The organism is Salinirubellus litoreus (assembly GCF_037335815.1).
Classification (GTDB): Archaea; Halobacteriota; Halobacteria; order Halobacteriales; family Haloarculaceae; genus Salinirubellus; species Salinirubellus litoreus.
This window is the reverse complement of sequence record NZ_CP147841.1, coordinates 1,376,919-1,401,938: the sequence shown is the minus strand read 5'-3', so window position 1 is coordinate 1,401,938 and position 25,020 is coordinate 1,376,919. Positions and strand designations below refer to the sequence as shown.

Below are 25,020 nucleotides of genomic sequence, written 5' to 3'. Positions count from 1 at the left end.
ACCATCCACATGCTCAACGATCGGTCGGGTCGTGACATCTGGGAAAGCGCGGCCGAGGAGTTCAACTCCCAGTCGGACTACAGCCTCGACATCACGTGGCTGCCAAAGGGGACGGCTGCGAACGAGCAGATACAGAAGATGAAGGCCGCCGGAAACATGCCGGCGATCGCCTTTGAAACCTCGACTGACGCCTATCGCGAGACCAGCAACGGGAACACCGCTCCATTGACCGACGTGGTGGACGAACTCGGGGTCAAAGACACCGTCCGGTACGAGGGGGAGTCGTACATGGTGCCGGTCGTCGCCATCCCGTTGACGATGATCTACCGGACGGATATCGTCCAGGACGAACCGCGGACCCGTCAGGAGTGGCAGGCGGAAGCCGAACGGATCCAGAGCGAGGAGAACATGGCCGGCTATGTCGTCCCATCGGGCCGAACGAACGCGGCGACTACACATGCTAATCAGACGCTCTGGAACGGCGGGGTCGACCCCTACGACGGCACGGCTGGCAGTATCGAGGTGGTACTCGATCAGGGGGAGACTCGGGAACTCGCCGTCCAGAGCTACGAGTGGCTCCAGACGATGGACGAACTGGGCCCACAGGCAAGCGGGTGGGCATGGGGCGACGTGATGGGTAGCCTGATCCAGGAGCAACTCGCCGCGTGGGCGGGGATCGGTGGGTTAGCCCTCCTCGAGATCATCGCCAACCGCCCGGATATGGCTGAGAACGTCACGGCTGCGCCGTACCCAGCCGCTGAGGGACAGGAGCAGTTCAACTGGTGGTCGTACTTCGAGGGGATGTACTGCTATGAGAGCGCAGAGAACCTGGAGGGCGCGAGGGAGTTCATCAGGTTCTTCGTCCAGTCCGATTACTACTACGAGTTCCTCCGACAGACTGCTGGGTCGAACTTCCCGACGTCCGAAGAAGGGCTTACTGACGACCGGTTTGCCAGTGCCGAGATCCTTCAGAACCATCCCGATTTCCTCGACGTCGTTGCGGAGAACTGGGACTCGATGCGGCCAGTGCTACAGACTGGTGATGACGGGTCACCAAACCTCGTCGCGGCCAACGCGTACGGGCAGCAACTGTACGGGCAGTCGGTCGACCAGATGCTCTACGGTGGGAAGTCGCCCGGTGAGGCGGTCGATTGGCTCGCAAACGAACTCCGGAATCTCGGGAACTAACTGAATGTCGACCCTAGACCGGTTTCATTCACTCTCCCTGCTGAGCGGCCGGCACGAACTGACGGTCTATCTCTTCATCCTCCCGCTCATCGTCTTCTTCGGGATCCTCTGGTTCGTGCCGCTCGTGTACGCGCTCTACTCGAGTTTCTTCGTGGATCCCCTGGGCACCGCCACGTTCGTGGGGCTGAACAATTACGCCGAGATCATCACCGGTGCCGGCTTCTGGGTGTATCTCTGGAACAGTCTGGTGTTCGCGGTCAGTACGACCGTTCTGTCGTTGGTGGTCGGGCTGGGGTTCGCGCTCGTCGTCGACCGGGTGCTGTTCGGCGGGGCGGCCCTCCGGACACTGATGGTGTTTCCGTATCTCCTCCCGACCGTCGTCGTGGTCTTCCTGTGGCGGTTCCTCCTCGATCAGAACATCGGCCTCGTCAACCTCGTACTGCTCGAATCAGGCCTGATCACGGATCCGATCCCCTTCTTCTCGAACGTGACTCTGGCGATGCCGAGCATCGTCGTACTGAGCATCTGGAAGTGGGGGTCGTTCTCGTTTTTCATCCTCCTGGCAAACCTCCAGGCGATCCCGGACGAGTACTACGAGCGGGCACAGGTCCAAGGGGCGTCGATCTGGCAGCAGTTCTGGAACATCACGTTCCCCTACCTGCGCGGGGCGATCCTGCTCATCTTACTGGTACGCGGGATCTGGATGTTCAACAAGTTCGACGTCATCTGGCTGACGACGAGAGGTGGACCAGCCGGGGTCACCACGACGCTGCCGATCCGGGTGTACGACCTGGCGATTCGACTGGGAGAGTTCGGCCGAGGGACCGCCCTCGCGGGAATCATGTTCGTTCTGCTCGCCCTCGTCGGAATCGTCTACTTCTGGGTTCTCAGTCCTGAATCGGAGGTGACAGGCTGATGTTCGAGGATCGGTTCGGGGGCGCAGGCGGCCTCGTGCCCAACGAGACCCAGAAGCGAATCCGGGACGTCGCGATATACGTCGTCGCGATTCTCGTCGCGGTGTTCATCCTCACACCTCTATACGTAATGGTGATCATCTCGCTGCAGTCGCCCCAGACGCTGTTCAGTGGCGGCGGTCTGACCCTCTTTACGACGACCTTGACGTTGGAGAACTTCCAGACGCTTGTCAACCAGACAGCCACGGTAACCTACCTCAAGAACAGTCTGATCATCACGATCGCTTCGGTGCTCATCTCCACGGTGTTGGCGATCATCTCCGGATACGGCCTCACGCGGTTCGAACTCCCCGGACGGAAGCTCGTCGCCCGCGTGATCCTCTTCAGCTATATGGTGAGCCCGATCGTACTCGCGATTCCGCTCTACGTCATCTTCTTCCGGCTCGGCCTACTCAACCGGTACGTCTCGGCCGTGTTGGCGATAACGGCCATCTCGGCTCCGTTCTCCATCTGGCTCATGTGGCAGTACTTCCAGAGTATCCCGATCGCCTACGAGGAGTCCGCCTGGATCCGCGGGGCCAGCCGGTGGCGTGCCGTTCGAGCCGTCGTCCTGCCCCTGGCCCGGCCCGGATACATCTCCGTGGCGATCTTCTCCTTCGCCGTCGCGTGGAACGACTACACCATCGTGAAGGTGGTCTTGAGCAATCAAAACCTCTATCCTCTGACCGTCGGCTCGACGTTGATCTTCCAGGAGTTCTTCATCGGCTGGGGTGAGCAGATGGCGATGATGCTGATCATGAGCACGCCACCGTTCCTGGTGGCCGTGTTCCTCCAGAACTACCTCTTGCAGGGGTTCAACCTCGGACACGGGTGAGATGTGACAATGGCAAACGAAATCGAACTCAGCGGGATTACGAAACGGTTCGGGAGTATCGTGGCCGTCGACGACGTGTCGATCACCATCCCGGCGGGCGACTTCGTCACGCTGGTCGGCCCCTCGGGATCCGGAAAGACGACTCTCCTCCGAATCATCGCCGGGCTGGAAGCGCCCAGTGAGGGGGAAGTCCGGTTCTCCGGAGAGGACATGACGGACCTCTCCCCACAGGAGCGGCCGCTCTCGATGGTATTTCAGGACATCGCGCTGTATCCGCATATGTCCTGTCGGGAGAACATCGGGTTCGGACTCAAGATCAAGGGGATGGCGAAGGAGGAGCGGAACAAGCGCATCGAGAGCGCGGCACGGAATCTCCAGATCGAGGACCAGATCGACAAAGCTCCTGCAGAGCTCTCGGGCGGCCAGCAACAGCGCGTCGCCCTGGGCCGAGCGTTCGTCGAGGATCCCGAAGTGCTGCTGTTCGACGAGCCGATGAGCGATCTCGACGCGAACCTCAAGGAGGACCTTCGAGTCGAGTTCCAGCGACTCCACCGGGACCTGGATGCGACGTTCGTCTACGTGACCCACGACCAGAACGAGGCGATGACGATGAGCGATCGAATAGCGGTGATGAACACCGGCTCAGTCGAGCAGTTCGACACCCCTGACTCCGTCTTCAACGACCCGGTCTCGGAATTCGTGGCGACGTTCATCGGGACCCCCTCGACGAACATCATCCCCAGTGAGGTCAGCGACGGGGTCGCCAGGGCAGAGCGGATCGAACTCCAGCTTCCACCCTCTTCCGAGTATCCCGAGCGCATGCGACTCGGAATCCGTCCTCAGCACCTCTCGATCGGCCAGGGCGATCTCTCGTTCGACGTCGAGGTCGACGTCGTCGAAACGATCGGGACGGAGTATATCGTCCACACGAGTGCGACAGCGGCCGATCTCAACCTGGACCTCATCACTTCGGATCTGAACGGGCTGGAACAGGGTGACCGAACCACGATCGGGGCGTCGTACGGGGACATCTACCTCTTCGACCAGTCGGGGGATCGTATCCGGACTGACGCGATGAAAACCGGGGTCGCGTCCGGAGAGCCGCGTAACACCGAGCGCTAACCGGGGGCGGCCCGGCCACCCGGGGCGACGTACTCGTCGCCGCCCGTTCGGCCACGATAGTTATTACTAAAATAACACACTTTGGTGTTTTGAATTCTGATAATAAGATCCCCGCCCCCAACTTATTTGTCCGCGCAGTATGTCATAGACCCGCATGGAAGAACGTAGCCAACCGCTATCAGATGCCACCGTGTTAGAACTCGGCCATATCGTCGCTGGCCCATTCTGCTCGCTGCTTCTCGCGGATCTGGGGGCGGAGGTCTATAAGATCGAACGCCCAGGTCAGGGCGACTCACTTCGGGGATCCAGCCCGAATGGGAGTAGCACCTTCAATTATGTCAATCGGAATAAGAAGAGCATAACGGTTAATTTAAAAGATAACGACGGGCGGGCGGTGTTCAACGACCTCGTTAGGGAAGCGGATATCATCGTCGAGAACTACAGCCCCGGAACGGTCGACGAGCTGGGCGTCGGCTACGAGCAGGTCAAAGAGATCAACGACGGGATCGTCTACTGCTCGATCAAGGGGTTCAACAGTGGACCCTACGACGATCGCCCCGCGCTGGACCCCGTCGCCGAGGCGCTGTCGGGGCTGATGAGCACGACCGGCTATCCGGATCACCCACCGGCACGCTGTGGGACGAGTATCGGCGACATGGTCGCCTCATTCAACGGGGCGCTTGCAATCGTCGGCGCAATTCGCCAGCGCGATCGTACGGGTGAGGGACAGCACATCACGTCCCCGATGTTCGAAGGTACGGTCGGATTGATGGGCGGCCAGATCGCGTTCTCGGAGACCTACGGTGATCCGGCCCCGACGTACGGCGGCGGGGGACAGTCCCAGTGGGCCCCGTACGACGTGTTCGAGACGGAGGATGGCGCATGGGTGTTCGTCGGCCCCTCCTCGGAGAAGCACTGGAACGCCCTCTGTGGTGCGCTCGGCCGCCAGGACCTCGCCTCCGATGACCGCTTCGAGACGCTCGCCGATCGGCGTGCCAACAGCGAGGCGCTTGGCGATATACTCTCGTCTGAACTACAGGAATACACCCAGGTCGAGATCATCGAGCTGCTCGCTGGGGCGGACGTCCCCGTTGCGCCGGTGAACAACACGGCAGAGGTGCCTGACGACCCTCATCTCGGGGCGACCGGCGCACTGGGCGAGATTAACACGGCCGAAGGCAAGGAGGACACTATCAGGGTCCCGGGCACCCCTGTGCGCTCTACCGGGTACGAGTCGACCAACCCGGAAGACCCGCCGGGGCTCGGCGAGGACACCGATGCAGTCCTCGCCTCGATCGGATATTCGGAGACCGAGATCCAACAACTACACGATAAGAACGCGATCTAACGGTTCCCAGTCATCGGGTTCGTCATCGGTTACTGTTCGCTTCCTCTCTCGCCAGTTCGAGCGCCCGCTCAAGTGAGACATGCTCGTCGAAGCCATGCAGTCGGTCAAGGAGATTGCTCACTTGGGCGCTGCTCGGATCCTCGATCCCGGCCTGTTCAAGCAGTCGCTGGGATGAGCCCTTCCCGCTTGAGGGGCCGAACAGGAGACGTCGCTCCCCGCCGAATCGGGCCGGCTCGAACGCCTGGAACGTGTCGGGGTCGTCAAGCATCGCCGACGTGTGCATCCCCGATTCGTGCTCGTAGGCTAACTCCCCCAGGATCGGTTTGTTCGGCGGGATGTCTTCCCCGAGAATGTCCAGGATCTCCTTGCACTCGGACACCAGGTTGTCGACCTCGATCGAGAAGTCGATCGGGGAAGATCCGAGGGATCCGGACACGACTACCTCCTCGAACGAGACGTTGCCGACTCGCTCCCCGATGCCGCCAACGGTCACGTCAGCTTTTCCCACGCCACATTCGGCGGCCGCGAGCACGTTCGCCGTTCCGACGCCCAGATCACGGTGGAAATGGACCGAAATACGGGACAGATCCCCATCGAGTTGTTCGAGGAAGTCGACGACTTCACCGGGCTTTCTCGCCCCCACGGTATCCGAGATCCCGAAATATGGCGTGTCGATAGCCTCCATCAACTCGTTCAGATACTCCGGATCCGTTCGGAACCCGTCCATCGTCCCGAAGTGGACCTCTTGGCCTGTGTCCCGAGCGTAGTTGAGAGTCGAGACGGCCATCTCTTTCAACTCCTCTCGACTGACTCCGATCAGGTGTTCGCGCTGGAGATCGCTGGACGGGATAGAGAACTGGATGACGTCGACGCCGGCGTCGGCCGCTGCATCGATGTCGCTCTCGATCGCCCGAGCTATCCCGGCGATCTTCGCGTCCGTGTCGAGTCGTTCACAGACTTCCTTGGTTCCGTCTTCGGCCACGGGAAAACCGACCTGTATCATATCCAGGCCGAGGTCGTCTAACTTTCGGGCGGCGGCGACTTTCTGATCGACTGAGTAGGAACGGCCGGAGCGCTGTTCACCTTCTCTGAGCGTAGCATCGAGTAGGCTGAGTTCCATTACCTGACCACCTATTGCTAGCACACCTCATAATAATTAGGCTCGTCATTAGCGAAGTCGTGAAGATGGCGTGGTTACCGACGGGCAGAGTACAGACGAAAAATACGAATCAAGCAGAAACTATTATCTGGAGACGACGCTGGAAAAGCGAACTCCAGCCATTCCAGACGGAATATCTGCCGTATATCGACCGGTAATCCAGCGTGTAGAGGACCACCTCAGCACGAGTCCCAGACGGAATGCGCGACTACCCCGTAACGGTGAGCGTCGTCGACTCGGCGTCGTCCTCCGTGGAGACCGTCACGTCATAGATGCTCGGCGGCAGGTCCGAGGTGTCGACCCGGAAGGTCACCCGTGCGGACTCACCGGCATCGAGCGAGACCGTCCTCGCACGCTCCTCGGTCACGTCGATGACGTCCTGGGCGATCGCCGTGCGGAACTTCGCGCCGAAGTCCGCCTGGAGCAGGTCGTACCACCGACCGCTCTCGGTCATGTTCGCGAGCGGACGCTTCTGGTACTCGGGGTAGAAGAACGACCCGGCCAGGTTCGTCGCGTTGGGCGTGACGGCGATGTAGGTCGTGTTCGTCACGTTCAGCCGGTCCGAGAGCTCCTGCTGGCTCGGCGTCCCCGGCTGAGTGTCCGAGTCCTCGTCGGTGAGGTCGATGACGACACGCTTCGCGTTCGAGCGGCCGTCGAGATCGAGCGCGGTCCCGATCGCGTCGTAGTTGTACTCGGTCCCCCCGATCGCCGGGATGGCGTCGAGCGTCCGGTTCGTCTCCGAGACGTTCGCCGTGAACTCCTGTCGAACCTCCACCTGGCCGGTGATGGTCACGACCGCGTACTGGGCGTCGATACCCTCCGATTCGAGGCGGTGGGAGAACGTCTGGAGCTCGTTCCGCACCGTCTCGATATCGTCGGCCATGCTCCCGGAGTCGTCGACGACGAACACGATGTCGACGGCGCTCGTCCCGACGGAGACGTTCTCGCCCTCGACCAGCAGTGAGACGTTCTGGGTTCCGGTCGCGCCGCCGGTGTTCTCGACCGTCGCCGTCACGTTGGCCGTATCGCCCCGTTCGACGTCGGGCGCGTCGACGTCGACCACCTCGAACGTGGCCGGGGCGGGCCGGGAGGACTCGGTGACGGTTAGCGTCGTGGTGGCGGTGTCGTTCTCGGTCGCGACGGTCACGTCGTAGGTACCCGGTGAGAGGGCCGAGGTCCCGACGCCGAACGTCACGTCCGTCGACGTCCCGGCGGCGAGTTCCGTCTCCGAGCGCATCGAGATGTCCTCGCCGTCGACCGTCAGCGAGACGTTCTGCGTGCCGTTGGCCTCGCCGGTGTTCTCGATCGTCGCGGTCACGTCGGCCGTATCGCCCCGTTCGACGTCGGGTGCGTCGACGTCGACCACCTCGAACGTGGCCCTCGGTCGCGGGCGGTTCTCGTCGATAACGTCGACCGTGAACGTCGCCGTATCCCCGGCGCCGAGCGTTCGGGTCACCGAGTCTCTGAGCACCTGCTCGTCGGCCCGGGCGCGGTCGTAGCTCGTCGTGCCGTCGGGCAGTTCGTAGCCGACGTACGAGAGGGTGAGCCCCTCACACTCCCCGGCGTCCGAGACGGAGACGGCGACCTGGGACTCACCCGTCGTGTTGTCGAAGCTCAGCCAGCTGTAGGTCACTTCACAGCCGTTCGACTGGTACGTCCGGATCATGGGCGAACCGGGGCCGCCCGACTGGCGCTCCTCTTCGGTGATCTGCAGCGCCACGATGAACCGGTCCTGCTTGTGGTAGGTCTCGCCCGCGTCCGGGTCGAGCTGCTGGATCGGTTCACCCTCGACAAGGTCGATCTGGAACGCGTCCGGGCCGTCAGCCGGCGGCTCGGGCGTCGGCTCGGGCGTCGGTTCGGGCGTCGGTGTCGGCTCCGGCGTCGCCTCCGGTGTCGGTGTTTGCTCCGGTGCCGATGTGGAGTCCGGTGGCGGCGTGGGGTCTAACGTCGGGGTCGCCGGGTCGGGCGTCGGCGTCGCTGGCTCCGGCGTGGGCGTGGCCGGCTGGGGGGTCGGCGTCGGCTCCGGCGTCGACGCGTCCGTTTCGGAGGCCACGACCGGGGACGCGAGAGACAGGACGACGAGTACTGCCATCACCAGTACTGCGCTATTTTTCAACATCTCGTGGTGTGACATGGCGGTCTCTGCATTCTACCGGATCATAATGTTTTGGCAGCTATTCCCTAGGTTGTAATTCTCAATTTACTACAATTTCGCTAAGATAAAGTTCGGACGAGGCGCTCACAGAGGGTACACATGGTGGAGGTAGCCCAGTCGATGATCCTCGAATCATATCAGCCGAGGCGCGATCGCAGTTAATTCTGCGTCACTCCCGCACGCCCGGAGGTCGTCACGGACGACGGGACGCCGGGAGGGATTCGGAGCGCGTCGGGAACGTGCCGAGCCACCAACGATCATCCGGCCGACTATTCAGTTTTGGATAGATATTCTCCGAACCCATACCGTGGTCACATCAGAAACGTCTGATCCCGCGGATCTGACGGCCGCTTCGTCCGAACCGGACTCCCATCGATCGAGGCGACCGCGGTCGGCGTTCGTCGATGACGGATGGCGCTTCGGTCGTCGGGAGATCGCTTGTGGGATCGGCGAGGAGGAGAGAGCGGGATCGATCCGACCGAACGTCCGGCGTCAGGGATCGGGGACGAACGTCACCGGACAGGGAGCCTCGCTCATGACCTGCTGTGACGTGCTCCCGAACAGGGCCTTTCCGGTCGGGGACCGCCGCCTGCCGCCGACCAGGATGCGTGACGCGCCGATCTCGTCGGCGACGGCGGCGATCTCGCTGCCCACGGCGTCGGCGACCCGCCCCTCGATCTTCACGGTCACCCCGTAGTTACGGAACGGATCGGTGAGCTCCCGGGCCGTCTCGCGGACGGCAAGTATCCGGGTTACGACCTCGTCGGGCTCGGGCGGCGAGGCGGGGTCGTACCCCAGCTGCTCGACGATCCGCTCGAAGCCCCGGGTCGTGAAGACGTGCAGTACGTGGACGGTCGAGCACATCGGGCCGGCGATCTGGGCCGCGGCGTCGGCGAGGGCCCGGGTCCGATCCTCGTTCGAGAACCCGACGGGAAGGAGGATGGTCTCGAGACTGTCCTCGGTACTGCGGTAGTCGGAGGAGACCCCCTGCCCACCGAGGAGGGGCTCCTCGTTCGCTACCGACCCGGTCAAGCCTCTCTACCTCCCGGGGTGGATCGGGGCACGTTCGACGTCTCGACCGCCCGGGAGCCTCCGCCACCGACCGGTCGACACCGGAGCGCGGTATCCGCGTTTCGTTCCGCGTCGTCAGCCATTTCGACTAGAATTCGGTAACCGAGACGGATAACTATTGTCACCATTTCCAGCCAGAACCGCCGGTTCATCTCGCAGTGTCGCCCCGTCCGCCGGTGCCCATCGATGCCGGTGAGCCCCCCCAGTTCCTCGACACCGAGACCGGAACTCCGGCCAGGGGCAGCCGAGGCGAACGGGGGACGTCCGGACGGGATGCACTGATTCCGCCGGGTGTCGAAGAAGTGTTCATTTTCGAGGCAGTCACAGAACAGCGGTGTACCGTCGGCGAGGGACCGCTGTGGCACCCCGACGACGGACGGCTGTACTGGGTCGACAACGTCGAAGGAAGGATGTATCGGTACGACCCCAGGTCCGACGGGACCGAGCGCTTCTACGAGGGGGAGGTCGTCGGCGCGTTCACCATCCAGACGGACAGCTCGCTCCTGCTGTTCATGGAGGAGGGACGGGTGGCTCGCTGGGACGACGGGAACCTCACCACCGTGGTCGACGGCATCCCCCGGGAGGCAGGGATGCGGTTCAACGACGTCGTCGCTGACCCGCGCGGACGGGTCTTCTGCGGGACGATGGACGACGACGACCCCACGGCGGGGCGGCTCTACCGGCTCGACACCGATGGGTCGATCACCGAAGTGGTAGAGCGCGTCGAGCTGGCCAACGGGATGGGGTTCACCCCCGATCGGGAGGGGTTCTACCTCACGGAGTCGAACACGAACACGATCCACGAGTTCCGCTACGACGCCTCGACCGGGACCCTCGCCGACCGCGAGGTGTTCGGCGTGCGTTCGGGACCGGGTATGTACGACGGGCTGACCGTCGACGCCGACGGGGCGGTCTGGTCGGCGCTGTGGGACCACGGCGCGCTCGTCCGACACGACCCCGAGGGCTCGGTCCAGCGGACGATCGAGTTCCCGGTGAGGAACGCGAGGAACCGTGCACTACGGCCCGGATCGGGCCGTCCGCTCGACGGGGGTCACGGTCACGGACGAGGAGTCCGCGCCACGATGGTTTTTGACGGCGTGGAGCCTCGTTCCGATCGATGCACGAGTGGCTCGACTCCTACGAGGCGCGGGACTGGCAGACGACGGGCGAGGGGACGGTCCGGTACGCCCTGGTGGGGCTCGGGTGGTGGACGACCGACGTGGCGCTCCCCGCGATCGAGGGCTCGGATCTGGGCGAGACGACGGTCCTCGTGAGCGGGTCGGCCGCGAAGGCGGAGCGGATCGCCTCGGAACACGGCGTCGAGCACGGCACGGACTACGACGGGTTCCACGACGGCGACCACGAGGGGGCCTACGACGCCGTCTACGTGGGGACGCCGAACGCCACCCACCTGGAGTTCGTCGAGAGCGCGGCCGAGCTCGGCAAGCCGGTCATCTGCGAGAAGCCGATGGAGGCGACCGTCGAGCGGGCCGAGCGGATGGTCGAAGCCTGCGAGTCGGCGGGCGTCCCGCTCATGGTCGCCTATCGAATGCAGACGGATCCCGCCGTGCGCCGTGCGCGCGAACTCGTCGAGAGCGGGTTCCTCGGCGAGCCGGTGTCGGTGTACGGCAACAACTCACAGCCGCTCCTCGAGATGATCCCGAACGAGGACCAGTGGCGGCTCGACCCGGATCTGACGGGGTACGGGACGTCGGTCATGGACCTCGGGATCTACTCGATCAACACGACCCGCTTTCTCCTGCGGCGGGACCCGATCGCCGTCCAGTCCCGGCTGTCCTCGGTCGGCGAACCGTTCGACGACGTGCCCGACGAGCGGTCGTCGTTCCTCCTCGCCCTCGAGGACGACGTCCACATGGTCTCGACGGCGAGCCAGAACGGGTACGAGGACACGCGACTACAGCTCACGGGGACGGAGGGACGGATCGAGCTCAGACCGGCGTTCCACGGGGAGTGTTCGCTCCACCTCGCCCGCGACGACCGCTCGGTGTCGATCGAACACGACGCCTTCGGTGCCGAGGAGGAGATGCGCGAGGAGTTCGACTACTTCGCCGACCGCGTGCTCACCGGGGCGGAGATCCACCCGGACGGGAACCACGGGCTGACGGACATGCGCATCGTCCGGGCGATCCACCGGGCCGGCGAGAGGGACGCGAGCGTCCGTCTGCGAGAGTAGCGACTCACGGGAACCCGGAAGCGTCCGCTCGGCGGCGTAGATTCGAATAAAAAGGCCGATCGCGAGGGATCCGGCCGGCGGTCACCCGCTCGGTTGGCGTCGGATCCCGTGGTTCAACCGGTAATCAGAGCCCGATTCCGGCCGGCGCGCTGATCGAGGCGGCGGTCGGCTCCTCGGGGGTGACGTCGACGGTCAGGACCGCCTCCTCGCCGGGCTGGAGGGTGACCGTCATCGAGTCCTTGAGCTCCTGCTCGTCGGCGTGCTCGGCGTCCCAGCTGGTCGTGCCGTCGGGGAACTCGTAGCCGACGTACGAGAGGGTGATCCCCTCGCAATCGCCGGCATCGGAGACCGAGACGGCGACCTCCGAAACGCCGGTGGTGTTGTCGAAGCTCAGCCAGCTGTAGGTCACTTCACAGCCGTCGGCCTGGTAGGTCCGGGTCATCGGCGAGCCGGCCCCACCGCCCTGACGCTCCTCTTCGGTGATCTGCAGCGCCACGATGAACCGGTCCTGCTTGTGGTAGGTCTCGCCCGCGTCCGGGTCGAGCTGCTGGATCGGTTCACCCTCGACGAGGTCGATCTGGAACGCGTCCGGGCCGTCAGCCGGCGGCTCGGGCGTCGGCTCAGGCGTCGGCTCCGCATCGTCCCCACCACCCGAGTGGACCGAGACGGTGGCACCGGTCGTGCCGGTCACGTCGTAGCCGGTTCCCTCCTCGTTGAGGAGGTGCACCTCCCCGTTACCCGCGGCGGGCGCGATCGAGAGGTCGGTCTCGCCGTTGGACTGACCCTCGACGGTCACCTCGACGATCGAGAACGACCCGCTGTCGTAGGTGTCCCCGCCCGTGTAGGTGAGATCCGCCCGCGAGCCGTCCTCGCTGATGTCGACCTCCTCTTCGTCCGCACCCATGATCCGCACCTCGGTGATCGTGGCGACGTCCGTGTCCCCGACGACGATCGCCATCTCGGCACCGCCGACGCCACCGTCCGCGCTATCGACGACGACGTCGTAGGTCGTGGTCTTGCCCTGCTTGACGGTGTCGCTGCTCGGGCCGAGGTGCAGCGTCGTCTCCGGGGCCGGTTCGGGCGTCGGCGTGGCCGGGTCCGGCTCCGGCGTCGGCGTGGCCGGGTCCGGCTCCGGCGTCGGCGTCGCTGGCTCCGGCGTCGGCGTGGCCGGGTCAGGCGTCGGCGTGGCCGGGTCCGGCTCCGGCGTCGGCGTCGCTGGCTCGGGCGTCGGCGTGGCCGGGTCCGGCTCCGGCGTCGGCGTCGCTGGCTCCGGCGTCGGCGTGGCCGGGTCCGGCTCCGGCGTCGAGACGCCATCGCCGACCGTGAGGCTGGCCCCGCTGACGCCAGTTATGGCGTAGTCGACTCCGCCCTCGGTCCCGACCGAACTGACGTCGACCGAGAGGTCAGTCTGACCGGCCGCCGCCCCCTCGACCGTGACGGTGACGACGGTCACCGGCCCGGAGTCGGCCGTGTCCGCCCCGACCGCGTCGATCTCGGCCGAGGAACCGTCGGCGCTGATCGAGACGTCGCTGAACGACGACGGCGGAGCCCCACCGAGGCCGACATCAGTGATCGTTCCCACGCTGGCGTCGTCGAGCGACACCGTCAGCCCGTACGCCCCGACCCCGCCGTTCGCGTTCTCCAGCACCACCTCGAACGTCGTCGTCTCACCCACGTCGATCGAATCGTCCGCTGTCTGGACGGTAATTCCGGTGCTGGGCGCGGCCATGGCTGCCGGAGCCACGACGCTTGCGACCAGCATCAGGATCGTTACTGCTGCAGCCCCACCCTTCGCGGAGGTCAGTCCGCGTATGATATCCTTGTACATTTTGTCGTTGTTTCCGTGTTATCGATTGTTCTAGTTGCTTTCACTGATCGTGACGAAGAGCCGCTGGACGTCGACGATGTTGAACTCGCCGTTGTCGTTGAAGTCGAACGCCTCTTCGTTCTCCTGGACGACCGTCGACTCGCGGTTGACGAAGAGCGCCTGGACGTCGGTCAGGGTGACCTCCCCGTTGCCGTTGACGTCCTCGTAGAGGCCGTCACCGTCCGGATCCGTCGGCGCGTTCTGGAAGTCACCGATCGGACCGGGACCGGCGTCGCCGGTGTCCCGGACGGTCACGTCGACCGTGTCGGTCGCGGTCGCGCCGTCGTCGTCGGTCACCTCGAGCTCGAACGTCAGCGTCCGGTCACTGGAGACGTCCGGCGCGTCGAACGTCGGGACCTGGGAGTCCGCCCCCATGAGGTCCACCGACGGGCCGTCCGTCTGCGTCCAGCTGTAGCTCTCGATCGACCCGTCCGGATCATTCGACCCGGAGGCGTCCAGTCCGACCGTCGTGCCCTCGTCGACCGTCTGGTCCCCGCCGGCGTTGGCCGTCGGCGGCGCGTTCGCGGCCAGCTCGAGGACCACGTAGTCCGAGATCGGACCCGTGTCGCCGTCGGGCTCCTCCACCCAGGCGGTGAAGTAGTTCAGCCCGCTCTCCTCGACCGTGCCGCTGTCGGTGAGCGTCACGTCGACGGTCGCCTCGCCGTTCGAGTCGGTCGTCGCCGTGTAGTACTCGACCTGGACGGCCTTGTTGGCCTCGTACTCCTCGATGTCGTAGCCCGTGGGGACGTCGTTGAGATTCAGCTCCCCCTCCACGCGCAGGAGCGTCACCTCCGCGTTCGCGGGTGCGCCGCTGATGGTGAGGGTCCGGTCGGCGCTGCTGACCGTCGCGGCGGAGTGCCGGTCCGAGAGGCCGACGTCCGAGAGCGTGACGCCGTCAACGCTCAACGACGGCGTCGACTCGTCGGTATCCTCCATCACCGTCGCCGTCGCGCCGGCGTCGCTACCGTCCCCGACGATCGTCGCCTCGACCGGGCCGCTACCCGAGTCGACCGAGACCGTTCCACCGGTGAGTTCGAGCCCGGAGACCGGGCCCGCGGCCTGCATGCCGAGATCGGTCGTGCTGATGGACGTCGGGTCGTTGTCGACCGAGAACGACATCGTCTCGCCGGGCTCGAATCCGGAGAGCGTGACGACCATCGTGTCGTAGCCAGCGTCGTTGTTCTGGCCGTTGTGGAAGTTCGTGTACTCGACGTTCTGGACGGTGACGTCCCCGCTGTCGAGGGTGAACTCCTTGCCGACGTCGTCACCCGCGGTGTTGTACGGGTCGAACACCATGTCCGGCAGCATCGTCTCGCTCAGATCCAGCGTCAGCGTCCCGATGTTCGTGTCGCCCGTGTTGGTGACCTCGTAGGACCCGCTGCCGTAGGTCGACGCGTCGATGTTGGTGTTGTCAGCGTTGATCGCGACCGACGCGCTCGTCGTCTGCGATCCGGGCGCACCGACGGTGACCGTCGTCGAGGCGGTGTCGACGAGCTGGTTGCCCGTGGGCGGGTCGATGACCGAACCCTCGGAGCTGATGGTGTACTCACCCGGCGACGCATCGTCGGGGACCTTCACCGTGTACGAGTGCGTGTACGTCTCGGTGACCCCCTCCGAGTCGGACAGGACCAGGTTACCGAGGAACGTCCCCTGCTGTTCGAAGTACGACCAGGCGATCCCGGGCGACGTGGCGGTGATCGTCCAGCCCTCCGGGAGGGACGGTTCCATCGCCGGCGAGTTCGCCTCCGTCTGCTCGAACGTCGCCGTGATCGTGACCGTCTCACCCGGCTGGACCGTCGTCTGACTCGTCCCGTGCGAGACCGATACCCCAGGGGCGGCCGCGACCGTCCCCACCGCTCCGAAGACGGACGTGACCATCAGCACCGCGAGGAGCGATGCCACGATCCGTCCGCCGTACGTTCTACCTCTGTTTCGTTCTCTGTCTGTCATTGATCGGTTGATCGCTTCTCGGTTCCGTCCGAACCGCTGCTTCCCGCACCACTGCACTCCGCCACTCCTGCCGTCACGCGTGACCCCACGTGGCGTGGGACCCCCGCGTGGGCGGTCGTTGCCGCGAGCACTGTCCTCGAGCGAGTCGTCGATCGACCTGTACCCCCCTGCGGAGACCCGGTCGTGCCGTCATCGGCAGTGCTAACGAGAGTCCGTGGCCCGTCCGACCGGCCGCTACGGACCACGGCGATCGCGGGGCTGCCGCGATCCGGGCCGACGGCGAGCCGATCGCGAGCGGACGCACCGCTGGCGTCCCCCCGACCCGAACCGCTCGATTCGCATTCGCGTGATGTCATGATCGTGTTCTCTTTCGATCGCGTCAGTTCGAACCCGAGTCGTACTCCAGGATGACCGTCCCCGACGTCCGACCGGTGTCGCCGTCGCTCGCCTCGCCGACGGCGACGAAGTAGTTCGGATTCGACTCCGAGAGGCTCACCTGGACGGTGGCCTGGCCGTTCGAGTCGAGCGTGACCGTCCGGTAGCTCACGGACTCGGCGCTGTCGGCCTCGAACTCGTCGAGGTCGTACCCGTCCGACGGCGGGAGGCTACCCTCGATCTCGATCAGCCGAACCGTCGTGCCCGCGGCCCCGCTCAGCGTGAGCGTCTGCTGCTGGCTGCCGACGGCCGCGGCCTCGTGGGCCGGGAAGTCCGTCGACTGGAGCGTGACCCCCTCGACGCCGAGCGTCGGCGCGGGTTCCACGTCCGAATCGACGGTCGCCTGTGCACCGCCGTCGCTGCCGTCACCGAACAGGTCGGTCTGCTGGGTCGCCCCGTCGGCGTAGCCCACCGACACGTCGCTTGCGGTGAGTTCGAGCCCCGAGATCGATCCGGCACCGCCGGCGCCGGAGACGCCCTTGATCGTGGTCGGGTCGAGGTCGATCGAGAAGCTGACCGACTCACCCGGCTCGAAGTCGTCGAACTCGATGGTCATCCGGTCGTAGCCCTCGGTGTCGTCCTGGCCGTTGTGGGGCTGGCTGAACACGTCGTCGTCGGCCGTGCTGACCACGCCGACGCCGTCACCGGACTCGCTGTCGATGCTGAGCGGCTTCGCGGTCTCGTCGCCGGCCTTCCCGTCCGGATCGAACACCGCGTCGGGCACGAGACTCTCGCTGACGTCGAACGTGACCGACGTGATCGGCTGGTCGCCGGTGTTCGTTATCTCGAACGAGCCCTGACCGTAGGTGCTGACGTCGATGTTGTCGCTGTTCGCGTTGACCGTGATCTCGGCGCTCCCCGTCCCGGTCGTCGTCTCCTCGACGGTGAGCTGGAACGACTCGGTGGCCGTCCCACCGTTACCGTCGTCGGCCGTCACCTCCACCGTGTACGTGCCCGCGTCGCCCGACCCCGGGGCGATGTCGAGCGCCCCGGATCCGTCACCGTCGTCGGTCAGCGTGACGAACGAGGGACCGCTCGTCTTCGACAGGGTCAGCGAGTCGCCATCCGCGTCGGAAGCACTGACCGAGACCTGGGTGGAGTCGCCCTCGGTGACCGTCCGGTCGGATATGGCCTGGATCGACGGGGCCTGGTTACCGCCGCCGTCGCCGACGGTGGCGTCGGTCGCCCAGGCGTTGATCAGCGACTGGAGCTCCGATCGGGAGATCGTCTCGCCGGCGGTGCCGGGCACCTCGGCGTCGGTCGCCCACCAGTTGATCGCGGTCTGGATCTCGGACCGGTCGATCTCGTCCGCGGGCGCGTTCTGACTCGCGACCGCCTCCGCGACGGTCATGTCGCCCGTATCGTCCGAGACCCGCTCGACCGAGATGTCGGACCACGTCGCGGCGAAGGGCGAGCCCGCCTCGTAGGACGTCGAGATGACGCCGACCGCGAGGCCGGTGCCGTCCGAACTGTCCAGCCAGGACGCCGGGATCGCTCCCGTTGCGACCTCGGTCCGCTGACCCCCATCGACCGCGTACTCCGCCGTGACCTCGACCTCGTCCTGCCCGTTGTTCGGGTTCGGATCGGTCGTCGGATCGACCGTCAGGTAGAGATCCGTACTCGTCGACGGTCCCTTGACCGTGCTATCGTCCAGCCGTGCCATCGACGAGAACGAACCCCCGGTCTCCTTGGCGAACTCGAGACCGCCGGTGCCGCCGTTGGCGGAGACGACCAGCTTCGCGTAGTTGTCCTGGTCGCCGTTGCCGACGTACACCCCGAGCCCGTGATAGTTCGCGGGGTCGGAGGGGTAGCCGCTGACGGTCGTTGAGACCGTGAACGGCTCGTCGGGCGCGTCCACGCCGAACTGGAACGCGTACTGCTGATCGTCGTTTATCGCGTCGCCCGTCGGCACGCTCTCGACCGTCAGGACCTCCGCCGCACCGCCGACCGTCATCTTCGTCGGGTCGTAGAGATCCTGGTAGTCGTCCTGCCCGTTCGTCATCAGCCCCGTCCAGCCCTGGCCGCTCTCGCCGAACAGGCTCAGCTCCGAGAGGTCGTACTGGACGGGCAGCGTCGTGTCGACGCCGTTGTCCGCGTCGACCGCGAACGGGTCCTCGGTGTCGTCGAGGCCGTCGTTGTCGTCGTCGGGATCGTTCAGGTTCGACGTACCGTCGTCGTCGAAGTCGGCGGGCGTCGAGGCCGCGGAGCACGGGTCCGTACCCGCGTCGATCTCGTCGGCGTTGTCGTAGCCGTCACCGTCCTCATCGAGCGAGGCGTCGTCCGTTCCGGCGCAGTCGCCACCGCCGCTGGCCCCGTCGTAGTCGACGGGTTCGAATACCGTGACGTCGCCCGGACCGCGGTTCGCCGTCCACACGGTCCCCGGGAACGCCCCGTCGTCGCCGATGGTGGCGATCCCGAGCGGGCCGCCGGTGTTGAAGATCGTCTCGACGTTCGTGGCCGTCTCGCCGTCCGCGCTCAGCTCGACACGCTCGACGTCACCATTGAGTTCGACCTGCAGGATGTCGCCCTGCATCGCCCCGCCGAAGTTCGACGCGGTGTACTCATCGGTGCCGCCCGTCGGGTCGAAGAGGACCTTCTGTCCGCCCGTGGTCTCCATCGTGTTGGCGCTGCCCGCGGGCGCTCCCGGGTCGGGCGAGCCGCTCGTCGGCGGAATGTAGTCGGCCTCGGCCGGGTTCACCATGCTCTGCGGAACGGGGGAGTTCGACGACGTGATGTCGAGAACGACGTTCCCGTTCGCGTCGTAGATGTCCGCACCGGTGGGGTTCGCCCGAATCGGTGCCGCGTGCCCGCCGTACGCACCCTCGTCCACCTGAATGAACTCGTCCGGCTTCTGGAAGCCCCCGTCCTCGTTCGGGTGGTTCGTCACCGACGAGGCGTCGGAGACGATGTTGCCGCTCGCATCGGCCGGCTGGCCACCCCAGCCGCCGTTCGGCCCGTGATCGCTGAGGTAGAGCTTACCGCTCTCGGCGAGCACCAGGTCGTACGCGTTGCGGTATCCGGCCGAGTAGATCTGTACCGGCCCGCCCTCGACGAGCTTCGCCTGGTTGATCCCGTCGTTCCCGCCGAACGGCAGGTCGTCGCCGTCCGTAGCGTCGTCGTTCTGGATCGTCGGAATCGCGTAGTGGAAGTCGAGGTCGGGGTACGACTGCGTACTCCCCTGCGGGTCGTAGTTCTGAAGATTCTTCGTCTGGTAGTTGTTCTCGATCTGTGCGAGGTCGATCTTGAGGATTGCCGCGGAGAGCGCGAACTCGGGCGTGTGACCGAATTTGTCCGAGGGCGCCCCCTTGTTGGTGTGACCGCCCACCGCGAGGTAGAGCGTGTCACCGTTCGCCGAGAGGTCGAGCCCGTTTGGCGCGTGGTTCTCCTCCGAGCGCGGCAGCCCGAAGACCAGCACCTCGTGCTGGACCTCGCTGGCCTGGAGCGTCCCGTCGCTCCCGGGCGACATCGTCAGCCGGGAGACTGTCCCGGAGTTCGTGTCGGTGTCGTCGTCGTCCTGCCCGATACCGATGGACGGGTCGCTCGACGAGACGTAGACGACGGGGTTCGACGCGGTCCCGCCGGCAGTGAGACCGGTTATCTGCCGGTTAGTCTCGCCGGGGTTGTAGTCCCCGTTGTCGTCGTGGTTCGGGATGTCCTTGATCGCGTCTATCCGGACCTCGTTGGTCACCTGATAGCTGTTCTCGCCCGTGCGCTCGACGTCGAGCGCGTAGAGCGTGCCACGCTGCGTCGAGACGTACAGGCGATCGTCGGGCCCCCACTCAAGTGCCGTCGGGTTGGTCGCGCTGAACCCCTGGAGCGTGCTCTTGCGGAAGTCCGGATCGGCCGTACTGGTGTCCTCCTGGGCGAGGTCGGCCGTCATCGAGCTGGCGTCGTTCGTCTGTACGTCCGCGGCCGACGCCACATCGCCCGATGCGGCCGACGCCTCGCCCACGAACGCGGCCGGCCCGGCGATCATGGACGTCACTACCAGCAGTGCGACGACTGTCGCGCCGAGTCGGTGATCGATACATCTCAGCTTACACCTCGATGGTGGTCCCCCCATCCTGTCCACTCATCGGGGGAGATCCAACGTCTATATACGGATGCTACCGGGCCCCTAACACCCGGTTAAGTAATCTTAATGATACAATAACGATCGTCCGAAACCCGCTGACTGGTGCCGATTGTCATTATATACCCACCACGCGAAAAAATTTTCTGATATATTCTCGTGATCGATCCGGCGGTCGGGGAAGACCGGGTGATTGGGCTCTATCGATCGCCCGGCCGGGTCGAAGGACTGGGACGGTAGGCCCGACCGACAGCCTCGGCCAGCGAGTCCGAACCGCGGGTCGTAAACGCGAAAGTACTCACGACGGTCACGACCCCCAGGGACCCGTGTCGAACAGATCCGAGAGCAGAGTCAATAGCGGTCCAGCCACGAGAGGACCGCCAGCGAGGGTTCCTCGAGTGTGAGTCCGATCTCGGCCTGGCCACGCCGCCTCGTCCGTCGGGCCGCGATCGGGACAAGAACCGGAGGTGCCGTCCTGTTGCTGAGTGTGTCGCCTTGAGCTCGCGCCATCGACGAACTCCACGTCCCTATAGTAGCGTTTGGAAGTCTTTACTCACGGACGGGGAGGAGCGTCCCCGTCCAACGTGTGTCATCGGTACCAAACCCTACTATAGCTGAGCAGGTAGTTCCGGTACAACGCGGTGTGCATCCGCTTGCGCTGCTCGTAGGTTACCTCCTCGGGCGGTACGTCGCGCTCCCGTCGGCGACCCGTCGCGGGAGTTCCTCCGTATGCACGGCGTCGTACCTTCCAGCAGTAGCCGTCACGTACCGCCACCTGATCGCTCACCCCCGGGAACGCCTCGTTCTCGGGGATCGCATCGGGCACCCACCGTCTCCCGGGATGGGTGTGGAGGTGTGGTGTCTCGAGCCATCGTCTTCGACGAAGAGAGACGAGAAGAGGGAAGTCGGCCCGTCGCGTCGGCTACCGGGATCGGGGACGCGACGAACTAGCGGATCGCAAAAGGAACGCCGGGGGCTCCGGCGCAGTCAGAGCCCGATCCCGGCCGGCGCGCTGATCGAGGCGGCGGTCGGCTCCTCGGGGGAGACGTCGACGGTCAGGACCGCCTCCTCGTCGGGCTGGAGGGTAACCGTCATCGAGTCTTTGAGCTCCTGCTCGTCGGCGTGCTCGGCGTCCCAGCTGGTCGTGCCGTCGGGGAACTCGTAGCCGACGTACGAGAGGGTGACCCCCTCGCAACCGCCAGCATCGGAGACCGAGACGGCGACCTGGGACTCCCCAGTGGTGTTGTCGAAGCTCAGCCAGCTGTAGGTCACTTCACAGCCGTCGGCCTGGTAGGTCCGGGTCATCGGCGAGCCGGGACCCCCCGACTGGTTCTCCTCTTCGGTGATCTGCAACGCCACGATGAACCGGTCCTGCTTGTGGTAGGTCTCGCCCGTCTCGGGATCCAGCTGCTGGATCGGTTCACCCTCGACGAGGTCGATCTGGAACGCCGCCGGGTCGTCCGTCGAGTCCGGTGGCGACGTGTCGGACGTCCCGACCGTGAGGTTGGCCCCGCTGACGCTGGTAATAGCGTAGTCGAACCCGCTCTCGGTCCCGACCGAACTGACGTCGACCGAGAGGCCGGTCGTCCCGGCTGCCACCCCCTCGACCGTGACCGTCGCGACGGTCACCGGCCCGGAGTCGGCCGTGTCTGCTGCGACCGCGTCGATCTCGGCCGAGGAGCCGTCCGAGCTGATCGAGACGTCACTGAACGACGACGGCGGATCCCCACCGAGGTCGACCCCGGTGATGGTCCCGACGCTGGCGTCGTCGAGCGACACCGTCAGCCCGTACGCCCCGACCCCGCCGTTCGCGTTCTCCAGCACCACCTCGTACGTCGTCGTCTCACCTGCTTCGACGGACTGCTCGGCCGGCTGCACCGCTACCGAGCTTTCCAGAGCCATCTCGGACGTCGACTCGGAGGCCGACCCGCCGCCCGGTCCGACGGTCAGGGACATACCGACGGTGCCGGTCACGTTGTAGCCGGCTCCGTGCTCGTCGAAGAGGAGCACCTCCTCGTTGCCCGCGGCGGGCGCGATCGAGAGATCGGTCTCCCCGTTCGACTGGCCCTCGACGGTCACCTCGACGATCGAGAACGACCCGCTGTCGTAGGTGTCCCCGCCGGTGTAGTTGAGGTCCGCCCGCGAGCCGTTCTCGCTGATGTTGACGTCCTGCTCGACCGATCCCATGACACGCACCTCGGTGATCGTGGCGACGTCCGTGTCCCCGACGACGATCGCCATCTCGGCACCACCGACGCCGTCGTGCGCGCTGGCGACGACGACGTCGTAGGTCGCCGTCCGCCCGGACTTGACCCGCTCACTGTCCGAATCGAAGTGCAGCGTCGTCTCCGGGGCCTCGGTCGCCGGCGCGTCGGCCGACGTTGACCCCGCGGCCGGTGTTTCGGTCGGAGTCGCCTCCGTCTCCGGGGTCTCCGTCGACGGCGTCTCGGTCGGCGAGGCTTCCGTGTCCGGCACGTCCGTGGTTGCTGTCTCGGTCGGCGGCGATTCCGTGGACGGGGCCTCGGTCGACGGTGCGGTGGCCGATTCGCCCGCGTCCGCGCTCGCAGCAGCGGCGCTACCGTCGTTCTCCGCCATCGTCGTGTCGCCAGCGCCGAAGCTATCGACGCCGGGTACGATACCGCTCGTCATACCGCCGGCACCCATCGCGAGGACGCCGACGATCGCTGTGAGCACGAACCCGACCGCGACGGCCGCGACGACCGTCTGCTGGGCTCGTGCCGTGTGTTTCGTGTCTATCATCCGTTATCGTGTGTTCCGTCCGTTCGATCGTCTTCGATACGTCCGTGGAGCCGAGGAGTGGACCGCGAGCGCGACGCGGACGTGCCCCCGACGCCGTGTGGACTGCCGGGCGGCGCGTCGCTCGGGAGGGTACCGGTCGGACGAGGCGACGCCGTGGATGCCACGGCGGCGTCCTCCCCCGGCGGGAAGAAGGGAGCGTCCCGCCGGCGTTCGTCGTTCGGAGTCGAACGTGACGTATCGAGAGTGATGGCTCTCGGCTTCGTCGCAGGGGAGGTTGCCCCACCCCGACGTCGTCCCACCCCGACCGCTCTGGTATCCCCACTTCGGACTCATCCCCACGGCTCCTGGTCGGTTTGGGTTCCCACCCCCCAATCGACCTAGTTATACCTTCGGGTGAACTCATATAAATTCTTCACAATTCTCGTACCCCCCAGATCGATGGGTTAAGACGATACGTCAAGAAACAAAGAACCTAAGTCTTTAAACCGGTTTCTCGAGGCACAGAAGCGTTCCATCGGGCTCTACAATCTGGTTCGCGATTCGACTCCAGAGTCCTGATCCGGTATCGGTAATATACGCGTTTCTGTCATTACTCGATGCCAACCGAGCGATACGCGGCGGATTCGAGGGTCGGGAAGCCCGTTCGTTCACCGACCGTACTCGCCGGGAGCGGCCTTCACGTACGCCACACCCAGAACGACGAGGCCGGCGACGGCACCGCCGAGGCCGAAGACGACGAACGTGGTGGTGACGGTGAGAGTGCCCAGTGCGATCCCCATGAGGAGCGGGCCGCCGGTCGAGCCGATACTCTGGAAGATCACCGCCGAGGAGAGGGCCCCAGCGCGGAGCGAGGCGGGCGCGAGCTGGGTCACGAGACTCTTCTGGAGCGGACCGGCGATCCCCGCACCGACCCCACCCAGGACGACGCCGGCGACGATCGCCGGGACCGTCGGGAACAGCCCCATGACGACCATCCCGATCCCCGAGAGGAGGACCCCGACGAGCGTCACGAGGAGCATGTCCCAGGCCTCGGCGAGTCGTCCGGCCTGGGCCGCGCTGACGAGCGAGACGAGCGCGAACAGCGAGACGATCACGCCCGTGAGGACGGCCGAGGCGTCGATCGTCCGCGAGAGCAGGACCGAGACGTACGCGAAAAAGGAGAAGGTGAGCAGGAATCGGATCATGAAGGAGAGCATCACCATCGCGAGCACGGGCTCCGAGACGAGTGCGAGGAGATCCCGGGCGTACTGTCCCAGCCCGTCGCTCACTCCATGCTCGGCCGGTGGTAGCGTCCGCCACGCCACGACCGCGACGACAAGCGCGAGCGCGTAGAGGAAGAAGGGGAACCGCCAGGACGCGAGCACGAGCACGCCCGCGAGCGGCGGCGAGACGAGGTTCGTCGTCTGGATGCTTGCGACGCGGAGCCCCTGTGCCGTCGCCTCCCGACTCCCCTCGTAGAGGTCGCCGATCAGGACGGCCCCGATCGGGATGACGGCCGCGTAGCCGATCCCCTGTATCGCGCGCAACCCGAGCGCGACGGTGAACGAGGACGTCAGTCCGACCGCCGGGCCCGCGACACCGATGACGACCAGCCCGCCCACGATGACGGCCCGCCGGCCGATCCGGTCGGCGAGCGCGCCCATCACCGGCACCAGCAGGACGGAGGGGGCGACGAAGGCGGTGATGAGCTGACCGACCCTCTCCTCGGGGACGCCGAACGGCCCGGAGAGCTGCGTGACGATCGGGCTCACCACGAAGATACCCGAGACGCCGATCGCGGTCATCGCCATGACGACCCCCATCTCCGGCCGGAGCGCCACCACGCCCTCGGTGCCGAACAGCCACCGAACCGTCCGCTCGGGGTACGACTCGCCCATCTGGGCCGTCCATCCGGGCCGAGAGTCTTAACCC

General features: G+C 65.6%; 14 protein-coding genes and 1 pseudogene. 7 read left to right on the top strand and 8 right to left on the bottom strand.

Annotated elements, in window-relative coordinates:
- Nucleotides 1-9: 9 nt before the first annotated feature.
- The 5 genes from WDJ58_RS06780 to WDJ58_RS06760 all read left to right on the top strand — a co-directional run bounded on the left by WDJ58_RS06780 (nt 10) and on the right by WDJ58_RS06760 (nt 5,446).
- A complete protein-coding gene (locus WDJ58_RS06780) occupies nt 10-1,188 on the top strand; it encodes an ABC transporter substrate-binding protein (protein ID WP_338916892.1) in 1,179 nt (392 codons plus the stop codon).
- A 4-nt stretch (nt 1,189-1,192) separates the two neighbouring features.
- Nucleotides 1,193-2,104, top strand: coding sequence for a carbohydrate ABC transporter permease (locus tag WDJ58_RS06775; protein WP_338916891.1), 912 nt, complete (start codon nt 1,193-1,195; stop codon nt 2,102-2,104).
- The gene (locus WDJ58_RS06770; RefSeq protein ID WP_338916890.1) at nt 2,104-2,976 is read left to right on the top strand and encodes a carbohydrate ABC transporter permease; all 873 of its coding nucleotides are present in this window, start codon (nt 2,104-2,106) and stop codon (nt 2,974-2,976) included. Before WDJ58_RS06775 ends, WDJ58_RS06770 begins: the two co-directional genes overlap by 1 nt.
- 9 nt (nt 2,977-2,985) lie before the next feature.
- Complete coding sequence (locus tag WDJ58_RS06765; protein WP_338916889.1) at nt 2,986-4,098, top strand: ABC transporter ATP-binding protein; 1,113 nt, start codon at nt 2,986-2,988, stop codon at nt 4,096-4,098.
- A gap of 154 nt (nt 4,099-4,252) precedes the next feature.
- A complete protein-coding gene (locus tag WDJ58_RS06760; RefSeq protein ID WP_338916888.1) occupies nt 4,253-5,446 on the top strand; it encodes a CaiB/BaiF CoA transferase family protein in 1,194 nt (397 codons plus the stop codon).
- A 22-nt stretch (nt 5,447-5,468) separates the two neighbouring features.
- On the opposite strand, the gene WDJ58_RS06755 is transcribed toward WDJ58_RS06760, so the two are convergent.
- The 3 genes from WDJ58_RS06755 to WDJ58_RS06745 all read right to left on the bottom strand — a co-directional run bounded on the left by WDJ58_RS06755 (nt 5,469) and on the right by WDJ58_RS06745 (nt 9,792).
- The gene (locus tag WDJ58_RS06755) at nt 5,469-6,566 is read right to left on the bottom strand and encodes a LeuA family protein (RefSeq protein ID WP_338916887.1); all 1,098 of its coding nucleotides are present in this window, start codon (nt 6,564-6,566) and stop codon (nt 5,469-5,471) included.
- A 247-nt stretch (nt 6,567-6,813) separates the two neighbouring features.
- Complete coding sequence (locus tag WDJ58_RS06750; protein WP_338916886.1) at nt 6,814-8,739, bottom strand: VWA domain-containing protein; 1,926 nt, start codon at nt 8,737-8,739, stop codon at nt 6,814-6,816.
- 513 nt (nt 8,740-9,252) lie between these two features.
- Complete coding sequence (locus WDJ58_RS06745; RefSeq protein WP_338916885.1) at nt 9,253-9,792, bottom strand: universal stress protein; 540 nt, start codon at nt 9,790-9,792, stop codon at nt 9,253-9,255.
- A 197-nt stretch (nt 9,793-9,989) separates the two neighbouring features.
- On the opposite strand from WDJ58_RS06745, the pseudogene WDJ58_RS06740 reads away from it, so the two are divergent.
- A pseudogene (locus WDJ58_RS06740) lies at nt 9,990-10,835 on the top strand (SMP-30/gluconolactonase/LRE family protein); the annotation flags it as partial.
- Between the two features lie 113 nt (nt 10,836-10,948).
- Nucleotides 10,949-12,025, top strand: a complete 1,077-nt coding sequence (gfo6, locus tag WDJ58_RS06735) for a D-xylose 1-dehydrogenase Gfo6 (RefSeq protein WP_338916884.1) — start codon at nt 10,949-10,951, stop codon at nt 12,023-12,025.
- A gap of 124 nt (nt 12,026-12,149) precedes the next feature.
- On the opposite strand, the gene WDJ58_RS06730 is transcribed toward gfo6, so the two are convergent.
- The 5 genes from WDJ58_RS06730 to WDJ58_RS06710 form a co-directional block, all read right to left on the bottom strand.
- Nucleotides 12,150-13,853, bottom strand: a complete 1,704-nt coding sequence (locus WDJ58_RS06730) for a hypothetical protein (RefSeq protein WP_338916882.1) — start codon at nt 13,851-13,853, stop codon at nt 12,150-12,152.
- A 30-nt stretch (nt 13,854-13,883) separates the two neighbouring features.
- Entirely contained in the window at nt 13,884-15,794 is a 1,911-nt protein-coding gene (locus tag WDJ58_RS06725; protein WP_338916881.1) for a PKD domain-containing protein, read from the bottom strand.
- A 427-nt stretch (nt 15,795-16,221) separates the two neighbouring features.
- Nucleotides 16,222-20,253: an Ig-like domain-containing protein gene (locus WDJ58_RS06720; protein ID WP_338916880.1), complete on the bottom strand. Its 4,032-nt coding sequence runs from the start codon at nt 20,251-20,253 to the stop codon at nt 16,222-16,224.
- A gap of 1,083 nt (nt 20,254-21,336) precedes the next feature.
- Nucleotides 21,337-23,109: a hypothetical protein gene (locus WDJ58_RS06715; RefSeq protein ID WP_338916879.1), complete on the bottom strand. Its 1,773-nt coding sequence runs from the start codon at nt 23,107-23,109 to the stop codon at nt 21,337-21,339.
- A gap of 647 nt (nt 23,110-23,756) precedes the next feature.
- Nucleotides 23,757-24,986 (bottom strand): MFS transporter, encoded by a 1,230-nt coding sequence (locus tag WDJ58_RS06710; protein ID WP_338916878.1) that lies wholly within the window; start codon nt 24,984-24,986, stop codon nt 23,757-23,759.
- Between the last annotated feature and the right edge of the window lie 34 nt (nt 24,987-25,020).